The 17,805-nt window shown below is 66.3% G+C and carries 16 protein-coding genes and 2 pseudogenes; 9 read left to right on the top strand and 9 right to left on the bottom strand.

Features of this window, described 5'->3' with window-relative positions:
• Positions 1-3 precede the first annotated feature (3 nt).
• The 7 genes and pseudogenes from VH326_RS10645 to VH326_RS10615 all read left to right on the top strand — a co-directional run bounded on the left by VH326_RS10645 (position 4) and on the right by VH326_RS10615 (position 7,937).
• Complete coding sequence (locus tag VH326_RS10645) at positions 4-2,049, top strand: tetratricopeptide repeat protein (RefSeq protein WP_329631801.1); 2,046 nt, start codon at positions 4-6, stop codon at positions 2,047-2,049.
• 69 nt (positions 2,050-2,118) lie between these two features.
• A complete protein-coding gene (locus tag VH326_RS10640) occupies positions 2,119-3,141 on the top strand; it encodes a sensor histidine kinase (protein ID WP_329631800.1) in 1,023 nt (340 codons plus the stop codon).
• 31 nt (positions 3,142-3,172) lie between these two features.
• Positions 3,173-4,006 (top strand): diacylglycerol/lipid kinase family protein, encoded by an 834-nt coding sequence (locus VH326_RS10635; RefSeq protein ID WP_329631799.1) that lies wholly within the window; start codon positions 3,173-3,175, stop codon positions 4,004-4,006.
• Entirely contained in the window at positions 4,003-4,776 is a 774-nt protein-coding gene (locus VH326_RS10630) for a metallophosphoesterase (RefSeq protein ID WP_329631798.1), read from the top strand. Before VH326_RS10635 ends, VH326_RS10630 begins: the two co-directional genes overlap by 4 nt.
• A 133-nt stretch (positions 4,777-4,909) precedes the next feature.
• Positions 4,910-6,181 (top strand): dipeptidase, encoded by a 1,272-nt coding sequence (locus VH326_RS10625; RefSeq protein WP_329631797.1) that lies wholly within the window; start codon positions 4,910-4,912, stop codon positions 6,179-6,181.
• Positions 6,182-6,341: 160 nt separating this feature from the next.
• Positions 6,342-6,823, top strand: a pseudogene (locus VH326_RS10620) (GNAT family N-acetyltransferase).
• 221 nt (positions 6,824-7,044) lie between these two features.
• A pseudogene (locus tag VH326_RS10615) lies at positions 7,045-7,937 on the top strand (IS1595 family transposase).
• 44 nt (positions 7,938-7,981) lie between these two features.
• Here the strand turns inward: VH326_RS10615 and VH326_RS10610 are convergent.
• The 9 genes from VH326_RS10610 to VH326_RS10570 form a co-directional block, all read right to left on the bottom strand.
• Positions 7,982-8,272, bottom strand: coding sequence for a hypothetical protein (locus VH326_RS10610; RefSeq protein WP_329631795.1), 291 nt, complete (start codon positions 8,270-8,272; stop codon positions 7,982-7,984).
• A gap of 172 nt (positions 8,273-8,444) precedes the next feature.
• A complete protein-coding gene (locus VH326_RS10605; RefSeq protein ID WP_329631794.1) occupies positions 8,445-8,801 on the bottom strand; it encodes a hypothetical protein in 357 nt (118 codons plus the stop codon).
• A 176-nt stretch (positions 8,802-8,977) separates the two neighbouring features.
• A complete protein-coding gene (locus tag VH326_RS10600; protein WP_329631793.1) occupies positions 8,978-9,325 on the bottom strand; it encodes a hypothetical protein in 348 nt (115 codons plus the stop codon).
• Between the two features lie 155 nt (positions 9,326-9,480).
• Entirely contained in the window at positions 9,481-9,951 is a 471-nt protein-coding gene (locus tag VH326_RS10595) for a Fur family transcriptional regulator (protein ID WP_329631792.1), read from the bottom strand.
• Between the two features lie 82 nt (positions 9,952-10,033).
• Positions 10,034-10,420 carry a MerC domain-containing protein gene (locus tag VH326_RS10590; protein ID WP_329631791.1) on the bottom strand — a complete coding sequence of 129 codons (387 nt, stop codon included), beginning with the start codon at positions 10,418-10,420 and terminating at the stop codon, positions 10,034-10,036.
• 79 nt (positions 10,421-10,499) lie between these two features.
• Positions 10,500-11,339: a TorF family putative porin gene (locus tag VH326_RS10585; protein ID WP_329631790.1), complete on the bottom strand. Its 840-nt coding sequence runs from the start codon at positions 11,337-11,339 to the stop codon at positions 10,500-10,502.
• Positions 11,340-11,485: 146 nt separating this feature from the next.
• Complete coding sequence (locus VH326_RS10580) at positions 11,486-12,775, bottom strand: mechanosensitive ion channel family protein (RefSeq protein WP_329631789.1); 1,290 nt, start codon at positions 12,773-12,775, stop codon at positions 11,486-11,488.
• Complete coding sequence (metC, locus tag VH326_RS10575) at positions 12,772-13,962, bottom strand: cystathionine beta-lyase (protein WP_329631788.1); 1,191 nt, start codon at positions 13,960-13,962, stop codon at positions 12,772-12,774. The genes VH326_RS10580 and metC overlap by 4 nt, the downstream gene beginning before the upstream one ends.
• A gap of 36 nt (positions 13,963-13,998) precedes the next feature.
• Positions 13,999-14,847 (bottom strand): sulfurtransferase, encoded by an 849-nt coding sequence (locus VH326_RS10570; RefSeq protein ID WP_329631787.1) that lies wholly within the window; start codon positions 14,845-14,847, stop codon positions 13,999-14,001.
• A 79-nt stretch (positions 14,848-14,926) separates the two neighbouring features.
• Here VH326_RS10570 and queF point away from each other — a divergent pair, with 79 nt between their 5' ends.
• Together queF and VH326_RS10560 are read left to right on the top strand one after the other, a co-directional pair.
• Entirely contained in the window at positions 14,927-15,373 is a 447-nt protein-coding gene (gene queF, locus VH326_RS10565) for a preQ(1) synthase (RefSeq protein WP_329631786.1), read from the top strand.
• A 160-nt stretch (positions 15,374-15,533) separates the two neighbouring features.
• Positions 15,534-17,801 carry a glycosyltransferase family 4 protein gene (locus VH326_RS10560; RefSeq protein ID WP_329631785.1) on the top strand — a complete coding sequence of 756 codons (2,268 nt, stop codon included), beginning with the start codon at positions 15,534-15,536 and terminating at the stop codon, positions 17,799-17,801.
• The last annotated feature ends 4 nt before the right edge of the window (positions 17,802-17,805 follow it).

Below are 17,805 nucleotides of genomic sequence, written 5' to 3'. Positions count from 1 at the left end.
ACGATGAAGACCCTTGCCAAGGCAACGCTAGCCGGCGCCGCCGCGGTGGCTGCCGTCGGCGCACTGGCCGTGAGCCTCGCGAGTCCCGCGCGCGCCGATGGAACCGCGGCGAAGCGCGAGATCGTGTTGAGCCTGGGCTTGCTCGCGGACGGCAATTTCAACGCCGCGCGGGCGCACGCACAGGCGGCGATATCGGCCGACCCCAAATGGGGGCTGGCGCATGCGGTTTTGGCGCGGACCTTCCTAGCGCTCGGCGACGGGGTCGGAGCCGAATCGGAACTCGGGCGTGCCGCCGCCACCGGCTTCGACATGAAGCGTGGGCACCAGTTGCTCGCCGATGCCTGGTTGATCGAGGGCGATCCCAAGCGCGCCCTGGTGGAGGCGGCAAAGGCCGATCCGCGCTTTGGTGCTTACGCCACGCGAGTCACCGCCAAGGCGCTCGCCGCGCAAGGCAAGATGCCCGAGGCGATTTCCCTGTTCGCCGAATTGCTCAATGCCGATCCCGGCAATTCGCTCGCCTGGTCCGATCTGGCGCGAGTTCGCTACGATGCGGGCGATATTGCCGGCGCCAACGCCAACGCGCAGCGCGCGGTCGCCGCGGACCCCGCCAATCTCGCAGCGCTGACGCTTCGCGGCGAGCTGGTGCGCGATCAATACGGGCTCGCTGCCGCGCTGCCATGGTTCGAGGCGGCGTTGCGGCACGATGCCTATTACCACCCGGCGCTGATCGAATATGCCGCGACCTTGGGCGATCTGGGTCGCTATAACGACATGCTCGCGGTCACGCGGCGCGCGCTGGCGGCGCGGCCGGGGAGTCCGCAGGCGCTTTACCTCGAGGCCGTGCTCGCCGCGCGCGCGGAGAGTTACGACCTCGCGCGCAGCCTGATGCAGCGCACCGGCGGCGCGATCGACGATTTGCCGGGCGCGCTGCTGCTCAACGGCACGCTCGACTATCAGGCGGGGGCATACGAAGAGGCGATCGGACATTGGCGCGAGCTGGTGGGACGCCAGCCGATGAACGTCACCGCGCGGCGGCTGCTCGGTGCGGCGCTGCTGCGCTCGGGCGATGCCAAGGGCGCGCTCGACGTGCTGCGCCCGGTGGCACTGCGCGGCGATGCCGACAGTTATACGCTGGCATTGGTCGGCCGCGCGTTCGAGGCGACCGGCGAGCGCGATTGGGCGGGCAAGTTCCTCGACCGCTCGGCCTGGCCGGCCGCGCAAGGATCCGCTCCGTTCGGCAGCGACGACAATCTTGCCGTGCTCGCGAGCGCCGCCGCCAACGACCCGGGCAATCCGGTGGCCGCGGTCGGCATGGTGCGCGGACTGATCGATGCGGGGCAGGCGGGCAACGCGCTCGATCGCGCGAAGGCGCTGGCCGCCGCCAGCCCCGGCGCCCCCGCCGCGCACTTGCTCGTCGGCGATACGCTGATGACGATGGGCCGCGCCGGGGAAGCCGCGGACGCGTATCGCCGCGCCGCGGACATCCGCTTCGACGAGCCGACGATGCTCAAGCTGGTCGATGCACTCGACCGCGCGGGGCGGCGTCCCGATGGACTGAAGGTTCTGTCGCTTTTTCTTTCGCAGCATCCCGAGAACGTCGCTGCGTTGCGCCTCGCCGCGCATTGGCAGATCGCCGCGCGCGATTGGGACGGGGCGATCGACACCCTCGAGGATTTGCGCTCGCGCGTCGGGTCGCGCGATGTCGGGCTGCTCGCCGAATTGGCCTATGCCAATATCGGCGCGGGCAATGTCGACGACGCGCTCGATTATGGTGCCGCGGCGTATGAGCTCGCGCCGATGAGCCCGGCGGCAAGCGACGCTTACGGCTGGGCGTTCTACGCCGCCGGCGACAGCGCCAAGGCGAGGGATTTGCTCGAAAAGGCGGTAATGCTCGCGCCGCGCCAAGCCGCTTTGCGCTGGCACCTCGCCCAGGCCTATGCGGACCTTGGTCATAACGATTCGGCAAAGGCGCAGGTCGCGATCGCCCTCGCCGATCCCGCATTCGCCGAACGCGCGTCCGCACAAGCCTTGCTCAAGACCTTAGGCTGATCCCACTATCTTTTCTTACTAATCCCGATCAATTTGGTCCGGATCGGCTTGACTTGTAGGGACGTAACGATGTCGACATCGCTGATGGCGCGGCTTGGCGAACTGGATCTTCCCGATCGGCTGGCGCCGGCAGTGCCGCGCTGGGCGACTCAAGTCGCGGTTGCCTTGCTGTGCGCGGCGGGTGTCGAAATTGTCCGGGCGGGGGTCAATGCGATCGTGCCTGGGTCGGCGGCGTTCGCGCTGGTCTTTCCCGCGATCATGGTGGCGACGCTGTTCGCACGCTGGCAGGCTGGTCTGCTGACCGCGACCATTTCGATTTGCTACACCCTTTTCATCATCTATTTGCCAGCGGCGGCTACCCGCACCGTCGTGAATCCGCACCTCGCGGTCTTCGCGGTAGGGATCGCCGCTTTGCTGACGATCGCGCTCGCGGAGACGTTTCGCCGTGCGGTCAACCGCGCGACGCGCGAGCGCGACAGCGAGATCGCCGATCGCGACTTGATGCTCACCGAGTTCGAGCATCGCGTGAAGAACAATTTCGCGATCGTCGCAGGGATGCTCGATATCCAGCGGCGGCGGACCGGCGATCCCGCCGCCGCCGAGGCGCTGGGCGCGGCGATGATGCGGGTCGACAGCATCGCGAGGGCACATCGGCACCTGTACCGCGACGGGCAGGGAAGCGAGGTCAACGTCCGCGATTACCTCGAGGACTTGTGTGGCGCGCTCTCCGACGCGCTGCTGCTGCGCGGCGGGGTGACGCTCGATTGCGATGCCGACGCGGCGACGATCCAGCGCGACCATGCGGTATCGATAGGGCTCGTGCTCAACGAGCTTGTCACCAACGCCGCCAAACACGCCTTCGAAGGACGCGAACGCGGATCGATCCACGTGTCGTGGAAGCGACGCGACGATGGCTGGCGGCTGACCGTGGCGGATGACGGCGTCGGCATGCCGCCGGGGAAGAAGCCGGCGCGGCGCGACGGCGGGCTCGGCCAGCGGCTGATCGAGGCATTCGCGAAACAGGCCGGCGGAACCCTGAGCACCGTGAGCGATGCCAACGGCACGCAAGTCACGATGGACTTGCCCGATTGAGCCAATCGCGCGCCCGCGCGTTGGTTCGCCCATGCAACGAATCTGGTTCATCACCAACCCGGCATCGGGATCGTCCGACGCGGCCAAGGCCGAAGCCATCGAAGCGGTGTGCGTCGAGCGAGGGCTGGCGATCGTAGGCCGCACCAATTTCCCCGAGGCCGGGTTGCCGACGCACGAGGAACTCGACGCCGCCGGCGCGGACACCGTCGCTCTGTTCGCCGGCGACGGCACGATCAACGCCGCGGTCTGTGCGCTGGCTTCGTGGGATGGGGCGATCCTGATCTTGCCGGGGGGCACGATGAACATGCTTGCCAAGGTGCTGCACGGCGATGCCGACCCCCACACGATCGTCGCGGCGGCGCATGAGGGCGGCCGCCGAGTCGCGCTGCCGTTCGTCGAGGCGGGCCAGCACCGCGCGCTGGTCGGGATGATCGTCGGTCCTGCCGCTGCCTGGTACCGCGCGCGCGAATTCGTCCGCGCGGGCCGCTTCGGCGCGCTATTCCCCGCGATCCGCACGGCGTGGCGGCGGACGTTCGGGCGCGGCGTCCGACTGGCGGGGGCGCCGGGCTTTCCGACCAACGCGCAGGCTGCGTTCGTGCGCGCCGAGGGCGATCGGCTCAAGGTCATGGCCGTCGAAGCGCGCGATCTCGGGTCGATCGCCGATCTCGGCTGGAACCTGATCACGGGCGACTGGGTTGCCGCGAATGCCGTGACCGCGATCGACACCGACCGATTGACCCTGGCCGAGCGCCGGCCCGTGCTCGCGCTGTTCGACGGCGAGCCAGTGACGCTCGACCCGGCGACGGCAATCAGCGCCGGCCGCACCGCCGAACAATTGATCGCGACCGCGGAGGTTGGGGCATGACTCGACTGTTCCACGTCAGCGACGTCCATTTCGGCCGCGAGGACAAGGCGGCGGTTGCCTGGTTCGACGCGTTGGTCGCCGCCGAGCAGCCGGATGCGGTGGCGATGACCGGCGACCTGACGATGCGCGCGCGCAGCCACGAATTCGACGCGGGGCTCGATTGGCTGAAGTCGCTCGGCCGGCCAGTGACGCTCGAGGTCGGCAACCACGATCTGCCGTATTGGAACATGATCGACCGGATGTTCCGGCCGTACCACCGCTACCATGCGATCGAGCGAATCATCGAGCAACCGCTCGACCTGCCCGACGTGACGATCGTGCCGCTCAAGACGACCAGCCGCGCGCAGTGGCGGCTCAATTGGTCGAAGGGCTATGTCAGCCGCAAGGCGCTGGCGAAGACGCTCGCGCTGATCGCCGACGCCCCCAGGGACCGGCCGATCTTCGTCGCCGCGCACCACCCGCTGATCGAACCGCACACCAAGGCCTCGGCGCAGACGCATCGCGGCGCGGAAGCGATCGCCGCGCTGGCCGAAGCGGGGGCCGACGCGGTGCTGACGGGGCACGTCCACGACGCGTTCGATATCGCGCATGACGTGGCGGGGCGGACGATCCGGATGATCGGCGCCGGCACCTTGTCCGAGCGGACCCGGGTCGACCCACCGTCGTTCAACGAGATCCGTATCGCCGACGGCGCGTTCGAGGTGATCTGCCGAAAGATGGGGTCGCAATCCGACGAGGTGCTGCCGGTCGAGGCGCCGCAGCCTGCTTAGCTCCCCTCCCGCTGCGGGAGGGGCTGGGGGAGGGCTTGTCGAAGATGCGGCGAACCCGTCAGACCCTCCCCCTAACCCCTCCCGCAAGCGGAGGGGGACTTGAGGAACCGGTGTGAAAGGCTAGTCTCCGGCGATGCGCATCGCTCTCGCCCTCATCCTCGCCGCGCCGCTACTGGTCAGCGCCGCCCCGTCCTATGATGCGCGCGTCGCCGCGGTGCTCGCGCGGACGCCGCTGATCGACGGGCATAACGACTGGGCGGAGACGCTGGCCGACAAGGCCGGCGACGCGCGCTGGACGATGGACCTGAATCGGCTCGATCCCAAGGAATACAATACCGACATCGCGCGGCTGCGCGCGGGACATGTCGGCGGGCAGTTCTGGTCGGTTTATGTCGATGCCGGGATGCCGGGGCCGGAGCAAGTCAAGGCGACGCTCGAGCAGATCGGGCTGATGAAGGAAATCTTCCGCCGCTATCCCAGCGTGTTCGCGCCCGCGGTCACCGCCGCCGACGTGCGCCGAATCCACGCTTCGGGGCGCATCGCCAGCATGCTCGGTGTCGAGGGCGGGGGCCAGATCGACGGCAGCTTCGCGGTGCTCCGCGCCTATCGCGCGCTCGGCGCGTCGTACCTGACGCTGACGCATTCGAAGACGATCGCCTGGGCCGATTCGGCGACCGACGATCCCAGGCATGGCGGGCTCACCAAGTTTGGCGAGGCGGTGGTGCGCGAGCTCAACCGGCTCGGCATGCTGGTCGACCTGTCCCACGTCAACGAGGACACGATGATCGACGCGATCCGCGTGTCGAAGGCGCCGGTGATCTTCTCGCACTCCTCGGCGCGCGGGCTCGACGACAGCCCCCGCAACGTCTCCGACAAGGTGCTCAAGCTGCTCGCGGCGAACGGCGGCGTGATCATGGTCAATTACGCGCCGGGCTACGTGTCCGAGGCGCGGCGGCGGTGGGATGCGGACCGCAACGCCGAGAAGGGCCGCTATTACTCGCCACCCTATGGCGGGCTCTATATCGGCCAGCCCGACCGCGCCAAGGCGGCGTTGGCGCAGTGGGAGCGCGAGCATCCGCGCCCGGTGGTGACGCTCGCCCAAGTCGCCGACCATATCGAATATATCGTCAAGGTCGCGGGCATCGACCATGTCGGGCTGGGCGGCGACTTCGATGGGGTGGACGGCAATCTGCCCGAGGGGCTGAACGGCGTCGACACCTATCCGGCATTGCTCGCCGAGCTGATGCGGCGCGGGTGGAGCGACGACATGATCGCCAAGCTGGCCGGGGGCAACGTGCTGCGCGTGATGGAGGGCGCCGAGCGAGTCGCGGCGAGCATGGCCGATGTCGCGCCCGCGACCGCGACGATCTCGATGCTCGACGGCCCGTCGCCGACGACCAAGTGAGCATCGCAAGGATTGTTCTCCGGCGAAGGCCGGAGCGTTGGATGCAATCTCGATCGATGCCGATTTGGCCAGCGCTCCGGCCTGCGCCGGAGCACGGTAGGCGGTGAGCTTCTCGACCCGGATCGCAACCGCCGCGGACATTCCAGCGATCGCGGTGCTGATGGACCGCGCGATCGACGCGTTGCAGCGCGATTACCTGACGCCCGAGCAAATTGCCGCGAGCCGGCTGAGCATGGGGCTCGACACGCAATTGATCGCCGACGGCACCTATGTCTGGTCGAGGACGATGCCGGCCGCATCGTCGGGTGCGGCGGGTGGAGCTGGCGATCGACGCTCTATGGCGGCGATGCCGGCGCGGTTGCGCGCGACGCCGCGCCGCTCGACCCGTCAAAGGACGCGGCGCGAATCCGCGCGATGTACACCGACCCCGATTTCGCCCGGCGCGGGATCGGGCGGATGGTGCTCGCCGCAAACGAAGCGGCGGCGCGAGCGGCGGGGTTCGAGCGCGCCGAACTGATGGCCACGCTGCCGGGCGAGCCGTTCTACCTGGAGTGCGGCTATACGCCGATCGAGCGAGTCGCGAGCATGGCCGATCGCGGCGTGCCGGTACCGGGCGTCAGGATGGGGAAGGTGCTCGGCTGATCGGCCTTAAGTTGACACGAAGTCGACACTATCAGCGCCGTTCGCGGCGCGGCTGGACCGAGCGGCGAAAGTCACGAAGGTCACGGAACGTCGCTGGCGGACTGCGACGAACCGAATGGACAGCCGGCCATGAGAAAGAGCGTGGGAAGGCTGACAGACGAAATCCTACATTGGGGGATTATCCCCTTGAAACAAGTAAGGCGTTGTGGCATACAATCCGTATGAGCAACAAAGCCCCCACGCTTCGCCAGTTTCAGGACCGCTTTCCGACCGAGGATTGCTGCCTAGAGCATCTGAAGCAGACCCGTTACGGCGCGCGCCATGACTGTCAGGGATGCGACCGCGAGGCCACCTATTACCGCGTGAAGGGCCGTCGCTCATACGCTTGCGAGCATTGCGGCTATCAGGTCTATCCGACCGCTAGCACCCCGTTCGACCGCACCCGCACGTCGCTCCGCGATTGGTTTTTCGTGATGTTCCAGTTCTGCGCTTCGCGTAACGGCGTCGCGGCGAAGGAAGTCGAGCGGCAGCTTGGCGTCACCTACAAAACCGCTTGGCGTATGTGCCACATGATCCGCGAATATATGGGCGCGGTTGACGGCAACGATCCGATTGGCGGGCTTGGCGGCGTCGTGGAACTTGACGAGACTTTCGTTGGCGGTCGCTACGCTCGCGGCAAGCGGGGCGGCGATCCTGCGGAAGGCAAGACCATTGTGTTCGGCATGAAAGAGCGTGGCGGCGAGATTATCACGCACGTTGTTCCCAACCGCACGCGCGGGACGATCTTCCCGCTGGTCCGTGGCTCCGTTCAGGCGCGTACCGAAATCCACACCGACGATTACCGCACCTATCTGACGGTCGGTAACATGCCGATGTGGCCTACACGCACAAAGCGGTGAACCACTCGGCCAAGCAATACCTCTCGCCGCAAGGCGCGACCGTGAACTCGATTGAGGCGTTCTGGGCATCGCTAAAGCGCGGGATCAACGGCACTCACATTCACGTCAGCGCGAAGCATCTTCCGAAGTATCTGGCGGAGTTTGAGTATCGTCATAACATGCGTCAGGCACCTCACATGATGCTGTCTCGCTTGATGACTTCTTTCGTTCGCTAGGGGGGACCATAGCCTCTAGAAGGCGGTCGAATTTGGCGTTGGGGTCACGATCCATGGTCAGTCTCGTTAATGATGTCGCGGATACGCAACCCATTCCATACGGTGAAACCCAATCCTGCGATACCTAATGCGATTGCGGTCCACCCTGCCGCCGTCTGCCAAGCTTCCCAGTAAGCCTTTACTTCGGGCTTCACGACATCGGCAAAAGCTAGACCCTGCACAATGCCGAGCCACACAGTGAAGGCCGCTGACGCTCCAGAAAACGACAGCGTTGCGAGGAAGCTGCGGCTGGCAAGCTCGTTTAGCTCGCCCTTTGTCAGCGGATACTCCCTCATAGGACGTCGCCCGCTGACGCGATCAAAACCGCTACCTGTAGGCCGCCGCCGACGCGGCGGGGTTGGGGCCGTGCTGTCTGCGCCCGCTCCGTTATGCTGCCCCTTGCCGGCCGCACTGGAAGTGCCCGCCGCGATTCCTGGTCCGGGCTGATCCGCTGTTGCCAGACCGTCCTTAGACATCGGGATTTTGATTTGTGGTGGACGGCTTTGGCGCCAAGGCAGCCCCGATCGCTTGATCTTGCTCCCACTTGCGGAGCGCCTGCTCTCTCGCGATCCGCGCTGCTGCTTCGTGCTTCGCTGTGTCCATGCCTAACCGGTAGATCAGCTCGCCAAATTGCGTCGCTTGCTCCGCTGTCACAACAATAGCGCTGTGATAAGAAGGATCGTCCGCGTCGATGATCTCGCCGAAGTTGATCCTCACCATTCCGCTGCCCAACGGCTGCACATACACGCGATTGGCATACAGCCCATTCAGCTTTTTGGCCGCTTCGCGGTCCATCCAGCTGTCGTCGTCCGGATCGGTTGGCACGTCGGTCTCCCAGCGCCGACTCATTATTGAGCGGCCTCATATCAGGTTGCCCCGATACAAGATTTGGACATACTTGTCCAAAGGGGATAACTGCCCTACATTGCAACCGAATGTCTGCTATTGGTGGTCAGCGGTCTGGCAGCTTACAGGCGCATAATCTCGAAAAGCAGACGGTCTCAATCCTCCTCTTCGACCCAGAAAATAAACGCGCGCTCGTCGTCAAATCCGATAACGCCGCAGTCGAATGTCGCGGCGGTGACGGGATTCCAACCTTGGGACGAGCCTGCTTGCCAATGGCCGTTGCTCAAAAATATGGCGTCACCCTCGAGATCAGCTAGGGCGCTCTTTGCTTCTTTCAGCGCTCCGGGGGATGGCAGTGGCTGACCATAAGCTAAGCTCGTTGCGCCCGCCACAGCGAGAACATGTGCTGCTTCCGACCTTTCCAAGCGGACCATGCCGCCATTGGCAAAAGGGTCCTGAGCTGCCGTAGGCAAACCAACCTGACCGGCGATGGTCTTTGCCATTTGGCCGTCCCGAACATCGGGTCTCCTACCCACCCACCAGCGGGCATCGGTCCGATTGGCGAACGACCTCAACACTGCTTCTAATGTCTGCATAGAGTGAATAGACCAGACGCACTGGACGTCCTCAATTGGGCCGTTAGCAGGCGCTCAGCCGCCTACTCGCAATCCGCGCACTTCCCGCGCACCTCGATCACCGGGCGCACCGGCGAGAAGCCCGCCGCCTCGGCTGCGTGCCGCACATTGTTGGCGATCTTGTCGTCGTCGATATGCATGGTCTGGCCGCAACTGTCGCAGACCAGGAAGATGCAGTCGTGCAGGCAATCGGGATGCGCGTTGGCGATATAGGCGTTCGAGCTTTCTACTCGCCGCGCGAGGTTGGCGGCGACGAACACGTCGAGGATACGGTAGACGCTGTTGGCGGCGACCCGACGACCTTCGGCCTTCGATACCGCGTCGGCGATGTCATAGGCGCTTGCCGGCTTGTCGAATTTGGTCAGCGCTTCGAAGATGCTCGCGCGCATACTGGTCCACTGCTCGCCCGATTTCTCGAGCGTCGCTTGCGCCGCCTCGGCGAGTGCGGCGCCGGAGGGCTCGTGGTGATCGTGATGATGCGCGTGGGCGGCCATGAGAGGGATTTAGGGCGTTCGACGGGGGAGGGCAATGGCGGCCCCGACCAAGCTCCCCCTCCCTAAGAGGCAGGGGAACGTATCAGCGGGCGGCCCTGCGGTTCAAATCGTGGCCCAGCGCGAGGATCGCGACGCCGATGATCGTCCACAACGTCTCGCCGCCATTGCCGTGCGGCAGCTGCATCGCGCCCGCCATGATGCCGAGCCCGAACGACCCGGTGACTGCGGGCATCATATAGCCGTGGGTGAAGATGCCGCGGCCAAGCGCGAGCGCGCCAAGCCCGATCGCGATGGTCAGCCCGACTTCGTGGAAGATCGGATTGAGCAGCATCCCGCCGGCGGTCGATGCCAGCGCCACCAGCACCGCGCTCGCCAGGCAATGCACCGCGCACAGCCCCGACAACCCCATCGCATAGCGATCGAGCGAATGGTCGTGATGGACCAGGGTAGAACGAATCGCGGCGATCATCGTGGCAACCATCTAGGCGCATCGGCGCGAGGTTACAACATTACATTGCAGCCGAGCGCGCGTTGCCGCTCCGATACCGTCAGAAACTGAGCCCGATCGACGCGACCACGCCTGCGCGCGCCGCATTCTTGCCGTTGGCCAGCGTGAACACGCCGTCGGTGTCGACATAGCTGATCCCAAGCACGATCTGCTTGAAGGTTGCCGTCGCGCCGACGCCATAGTCGGTATATTCCTTGCCGAGCGACAGCCAGCTCGGCCCCCAGGTATGGCCGATGTGCGCGGTCAGGCCGATCGGCGTATTCGGGATCGACGCGCTGAGATCGCCCGCCAGATATACGTTGTCGTTCTTCCTCAGCAGCCCGCTCTGCCCCTGATCGAGCGCCAGCGCCTTTTGCTTCGGGGCATAGTTCACCGTCACCTTCGCGGTGACCGGCCCGAGGATGTAGGAAAGGTCGGCATAGGGCTCGATGAAGTTCGCGCTGCTGCGGTCGCCGGCCGGGCGCGAGCGGGGGTAGACGTAATAGAGTGCGCCGACGTCGAACGTGGCGCCGCCGGAGGTCTTCTTGAACCCGGCGATCAAGTCGATCTCCTGGCTACCGGTGCCGGATTGCGTGACATAGCCGGAGGTCGATGAACTCCACACCGAAGCATAGAAGCCCGAGGCATGCGTGACGGTGATCGATCCCTGGATCGCCGGCTGGAGATTGGTCTGCGAAATGCCGCGGAAGCGGTAGTCCGACACCAACGTCACGCCGCCGCTGATCGTGAACGGTTTCGGCGGCGCAGTGTCGCCATCGGCGGCGGGCGCGGCGGCGTCGGTCGGGGTGCCGGGCGCCGGCGTGGCCGGAAGCGGGTCCGCCAGCGCGGGAGTCGCGAGCCCGAGCACCAGTGCGCCTAGGTTGATATGGGAGAAGCGCATGATCTTCCTTTCGAAGCGAAAAGTGCGTTCGTCCCGCCTGCCGGGTGCCGGGCCGCCCCTATACCGGCATAGCCGGTCGGGGTCGTTGAACCGACACGCGCCCAAATAGTGCCCATTTTCGCTGCAACGCACAATAGTGTTTTCGGTCATCCGGCGGGCGCGGACCCCAACTCGTCGCGCACGATCCGCACGTCGCGCTGCGGATAGGGGATGGTGATGCCGTTGTCCTTGAACAATACCCATAGACGATTGAGCACGTCGGACCGGACGCTGCCAACGCCGCTCTGCGGATCGTTGATCCACACCAATATCTCGTGCTTGACGCCGTTGTCGCCGAACTCGGTCAGCCAGATGTTCGATTTGGGATCGTCGAGCACGCGCGGGCTTTCGGCGGCGGCGCGCAGCATCAATTGCTGTGCGAGCTTGAGGTCGCAATCGTAGCTGACCGCGACGGGGATCCGGATTCGCACGTTGCGGTCGGTGTAAGACCAGTTCTCAACCTCCTTGGTCATCAGATCCTCGTTGGGGATCAGATGCTCCTTGCCGTCGCGGGTGATGACTGACACTGCGCGGACGCCGATCTTGTTGACCCAGCCGACTTCCTTGTCGGCGACGACGATCACATCGCCCGGCTTGATCGAACGGTCGAGCAGCAGGATGATCCCGGCGATCAGGTTGCCGACGGTCTTCTGCAAGCCGAACCCGACGGCGAGCCCGAGCGCCCCCGAGAATACCGCAAGGCTGGTCAGGTTGATGTCGAGCAGGTCGATTCCGACGAAAAAGGCGAGCGCGACGACCGCGATCCCGGCGAGCTTTTGCGTGAGAAGCTTTTGCGTCGGGTCAAACCCGGTCGCGCTGAGGATGGCGTGCCCGATCAGCCGGTTGGCGAGGCGGACGCCGGCGAGCAGCCCGACCACGGTCAACAGCGCGACGATCACCGAGAATACGGACAGATGCGTCTTGCCGACGTCGAACCCGATCGCGGTCAGCGTGGCGCGGATCGGCGCGAACCCACCGAGCGAGTGGCTGAAGATCGCGACGAACAGGAAAAACGCGACGCTCCACGCCATCCAGCGCGGGATGTTCAAGCCGCGCAACAGTTCGATGCTCATCCGCGCGACCGCGGCGCCGAGGAAGAAGCCGATCACCCCTTCGGCGAGCGGCGGCCAGGCTCCGCCGACGAGGAGGATCGCGAGGAGAAACGCGGCGACGCCGTGGCGGATTACCGCGGCAACCCGCCCACCGAAATGCTCGACATGATGACCCAAGTGACGCTGCCACAGCGCCTCGGCATGCGGGCCGAGCCAGCGCCCGGCGAAGAGCCCGATCGCGAGCGAAACGATGATCAGCGCGACGACGATGCCGGTCTCGATCGCTTCGGCGCCCTGCGGCACGTCGAGTCCCTGCGCGTGCGCCCAGGCGAGCGCGGGGCTCATGCGCGCGCTCGCCCGTAGGTGGCGAATGCCTGGTCGAGATCGGCGATCAGGTCGTCGGGATCTTCGAGGCCGATATGCAGGCGGACCAGCGGTCCGCCATGGTCGGGGATGCCGAGCGCGCGCTTGGGGTCGACGGGCAGCGCGAGGCTTTCATAGCCGCCCCAGCTATAGCCGATCCCGAACAGCCGCAGCGCGTCGATCAACGCGGCGCGCGAAGCTTCGTCGCCATGCTTGAGCGCGAAGGCGAACAGGCCCGACGCGCCGTTGAAATCGCGGAGGAAGACCTCATGGCCGGGACAGCTCGGCAGTGCGGGGTGGAGCACGGTCGCGACCTCGGCCCGCTCGGCGAGCCAGTGCGCGACCTTGAGTGCGCTCGCCTCGTGCTGCTTCAACCGCACCGCCATCGTGCGCAGCCCGCGGCTGCCGAGCCAGCAATCGTCGGGGCTCGCAACTTGGCCGAGCTGGAAGCTCACATTGCGCAGCTTGGCGAAATGGCCGGGGCCGGCGGTAACCGACCCGAGCATCGCGTCCGAATGCCCGACGACATATTTGGTGCAGGCGAGCACCGACAGGTCGATGCCGTGCGCGATCGCGGGGAACAGCAACGGCGTCGCCCAGGTATTGTCGAGGATCGTCGTTACCCCGCGCGCCTTGGCGGCTGCGACGATCGCGGGCACGTCCTGCACTTCGAAGGTCAGGCTGCCGGGGCTTTCGAGCAGGATCGCAGCGGTCTTGTCGCCGATCAGCTCGGCGATTCCAGCGCCGATCAGCGGGTGGTAATGCCGCGTCGTGATGCCGAAGCGCTTGAGGAACCCCGCGGCAAGGGAGGTCGTCGGGTCGTACGCGGAATCGACCAGCAGCAATTCGTCGCCCGGCGCGAGCACCGACAGCAACGCAGCGCTCACCGCGGCGGCGCCCGAGCAATAGAGGAAAGTGCCTTCGGCGCCCGGCTCGAGCTCGGTCAGCGCGTCGGTGAGCGACCATTGCGTCGGCGTGCCGCGCCGGCCGTAATAGAGCTTGTGGTGGCTGTCGCCGCGCGCCGCCTCGCGCAAGTGCGCGACGTCGTCGTACAGGATGGTCGAGGCGCGCCACACCGGCGTGTTGACGATGCCCTGCGTCCATTCGGCTCGGCGGCCCGCGCCGACGACGCGCGTGGCGGGTTGGTCGTTATCGTCGTGGTCGGCCATCGCGCGACGCTAAGGTGACAGGGGCGCTTCGACAAGTCAGGCGGGGCCGGTCGCCTTAAGCGAGGCCGGGTCGGCGCCCCATTCGGACCAGCTGCCGTCGTAGAGCGCCGCTTCGTTGCCGAGCAGGTGCGCGCCGAACGCGAGCACCGCGGCGGTGATGCCGGAGCCGCACGTCGTCACGAGCGGTTTTGCGAGATCGATCTCCGCGGCGTCGAACTCGGCGCGGAGCGCGTCGGCGGTCTTCCACGTGCCGTCGGGGTTGAACAGTCGAGCGTACGGCAAGTTCTTTGACCCCGGAATGTGGCCCGACGCGGTGCCGTGATGCGGATCGGGCTCGTCACCCGTGAAGCGCGCCGCGCCGCGCGCGTCGAGCACTTGCTCGGCGGCGGTGTCGAGGTTGGCCGCCATTTGCGCGAGATTGCGCACGCGTTCTTTGTCGGGATGAGCGGCGAAGCGGCGCCGGGCGGGGCGTTCGGCGCCGCGTGTGACTGGATGACCCTCGTCCTGCCACTTGGCGAACCCGCCGTCGAGGATCGCGACTTCGCTTTTGCCGAACGCTTGCAGCATCCACCACGCGCGCGCCGCCGTGCGGTAGGGCGAGCGGTCGTAGAGCACGACGCGGTCAGCGTCGCCGATCCCGAGCGCGGACATCGCCGCTGCGAACTGGTCAGCCGGAGGCAGCATCGAGGGCAAGTGCGTGTCGCGGTCTGCCATCGCGGCGAGGTCCATGAACACCGCGCCCGGGATATGCGCCGCCTCGAATTCCGCGGCGGCGTCGCCGATGGGGGCGCCGGGGACCGCCGGATAGAAGGTCGCGTCGACTACGCGCAGGTCGTCCGCGCCCAGTTCGTCCGCTAGCCAATCGGTCCTCACCAGCGCGTCCATCGGGTGATCCTAGGCCTGCGCGATCACCAGGTCGAGGCGAAGCCTTTGCGAAGCCGGGCGCGAGGCCTATGTGCGGCGCATGACCCCAAAGCATCTCGGCCAGGCGAGCGGCCTGCCGGCATCGCCCGAAGCGGCGGTGCTCGACTATGTCCCCAATCCGCGCCCCGGCCGGCCCTATCTGGTGCGCTTTACCGCGCCCGAATTCACCTCGCTCTGCCCGGTCACCGGCCAGCCCGATTTCGCGCATCTGGTGATCGACTATGCGCCGGGCGAGACGATCGTCGAATCGAAGTCGCTCAAGCTGTTCCTGGGCAGCTTTCGCAACCATGCCGCCTTTCACGAGGATTGCACGGTGGGGATCGGTGAACGCCTCACCGCCGAGATGAAGCCGGTCTGGCTGCGGATCGGCGGCTATTGGTATCCGCGCGGCGGGATTCCGATCGACGTGTTCTGGCAATCGGGTCAGCCGCCTGAGGGGCTATGGCTGCCGCCGCAGGACGTGCCGGGATATCGCGGCCGCGGCTGAGATTTCGCGACTGCGGCACGTTTCGTCGCTTTTTCGATTCGAATCAGTCTCAATTTGCATGTTGCAATGCAGCATTGATGCAACCATATTCCTGTCAATCCGTTCATCCGGCGAATGCGGGCGCGATCCCGCGCTCAATCGGGACGTGAGAGGCAAAAAAATGGCGGCGAGCGCCGGTTTCCCCAGCACCAACCATGTTGCGCTGATCGGTAATTTCCTGCCGCGCCGCTGCGGGCTCGCGACCTATACGACCGACACCTATACCGCCTTGACCGACCGCTTCCCCGGCATGCGGGTCGACGTCTACGCGATGAACGACCGCGCCGAAGGCTATGACTATCCGCCTGAGGTCACCGGCACGATCGCGCAGGACGATCGCGCGGCGTATCTGGCGGCGGCGCGCGATATCGAGGCGAGCGGCGCGCAAGCGATCTGGCTGCAGCACGAATACGGCATTTTCGGCGGGCCGGCGGGCGAGCATATTCTCGCGCTGCTCGGGCGCGTGTCGGCGCCGGTGATCGTCACGCTCCATACCGTGCTCGAAAACCCCAACGACGATCAGCGTCGCGTGATGGATGGGCTATTGTCCCGCGCCGCCAAGGTGATCGTGATGGCCGAGGTTGGGCGCGAGATCCTAGTCCGGGTCTATGGCGCCAACCCCAACGCGATCCTGATGATCCCGCACGGCGTCCCCGACCGTCCGCTGGTCGATCCCGACGCGATGAAGTCGCGTTTCGGCTGGGAAGGCCGCAAGGTCCTGCTGACGTTCGGGTTACTTGCGCCGAACAAGGGCATCGAAAACGTGATCGAGGCGATGCCCGCGATAGTCGCCGCGGACCCGCAAGCGCTCTATGTCGTGCTGGGCGCGACGCATCCCAATCTTGTCGCGCGCGAGGGCGAGGCATATCGCGACCGCCTGAAGGCGCTCGCCACGGACAAGGGCGTGACCGATCATGTCCGCTTCATCGACGGCTTCGTCGAGCACGAGGAACTACTCGACTACCTCCAGGCCGCCGACCTCTACGTCACGCCGTACACCAACCCGGCGCAGATCACCTCGGGCACGCTCAGCTATGCGGTGGGCGTTGGCAAGGCGGTAATCTCGACCCCCTATATCCACGCGACCGAGATCTTGGCCGACGGGCACGGCGTGATCGTCGATTTCGGCGACGTCGATGGCTTCGCGCGCGAGATTTCACGGCTGCTCGTCGACGGCGACGCGCGCGCCAACCTGTCGCGCCACGCTTATGACCGCGGCCGCACGATGATCTGGCCGCGGCTTGCCGAAGCGGGGATGGCGGCGATCGACGCGATCGTCGCGGCGCGCCCGCGGCGCCTGCGCAACGCGGGTGCGCCGCCCGCGCTTCGCCCGAGCATCGCCGCGGTCGAGCGAATGAGCGATTCGACCGGCATGCTCCAGCACGCGATCCTGTCGGTGCCCGACCGGCGGCATGGCTATTGCATCGACGACAATGTCCGCGCGCTGATGCTGATGACCGCGATCGACGACCTCGACGAGGAAACGCGCGACAAGTGGATGACGATCTACGCCGCGTTCATCCAATATGCCTGGAACCCCGACAAGCGTCGGTTCCGCAACTTCATGCGCTTCGACCGCAGCTGGTGCGAGGACGAGGGGTCGGAGGATTCGAACGGACGTACGCTCTGGGCGCTCGGCGTCACCGCCAAGCGCGCCGGCGCCGCCAAGCATCGCGACTGGGCGCTTCGCCTGTTCGACGAGACCGCCGGCCTGGCGTTCGAACTGGTCAGCCCGCGCGCGCAGGCGTTCGCGATGCTCGGCGCGGCGGCGGTGGTCAGCGCGCATCCCGGGCATCAGCTCGCGTGCAACATCCTCGAACGTTTTTCGAGCGACCTCATGGCGCTGCTCGACGAAGCGCGGCGGCCCGAATGGGAATGGTTCGAGATCGTGCTCGCCTACGACAATGCCAGGCTGCCCGAGGCGTTGATCCGCGCCGGCATGGCGCTCGGCCGCGACGACCTGCTCGCGAGCGGCCTGAGCACGCTGAACTGGATCGTCGCGCAGCAGACCAGCCCAGAGGGCCGCTTCCGCGCGGTCGGTACCGAGAGCTTCGGCCGTGCCTACGAGGAGCCGCTGCCGTTCGACCAGCAGCCGCTTGAGGCGCAGGCGACGATCGATGCGTGCGCCGCGGCGTTCAAGGCGACCGGCGATGCGCATTGGCGCGACGAGGCGATGCGCGCCTATCGCTGGTATCTCGGACAGAACGACTTGGATCTACCGCTGGCGACCGCGCAGGACGGCGGCTGTTTCGACGGGCTGATGCCCAACGGGCTGAACCGCAATCAGGGCGCGGAATCGATTTTGGCGCTGCAATTGGCGTCGTGCGCGATTTCCGCTCTTGGAAAAGCCGCCGTAACCGTGGCAGGGACGAGCCGCGCCGTCGCGTAGCAAC

This window comes from Sphingomonas sp. (assembly GCF_036269755.1).
Classification (GTDB): domain Bacteria; phylum Pseudomonadota; class Alphaproteobacteria; order Sphingomonadales; family Sphingomonadaceae; genus Sphingomonas.
This window is presented reverse-complemented; position numbering and strand designations above follow the sequence as displayed.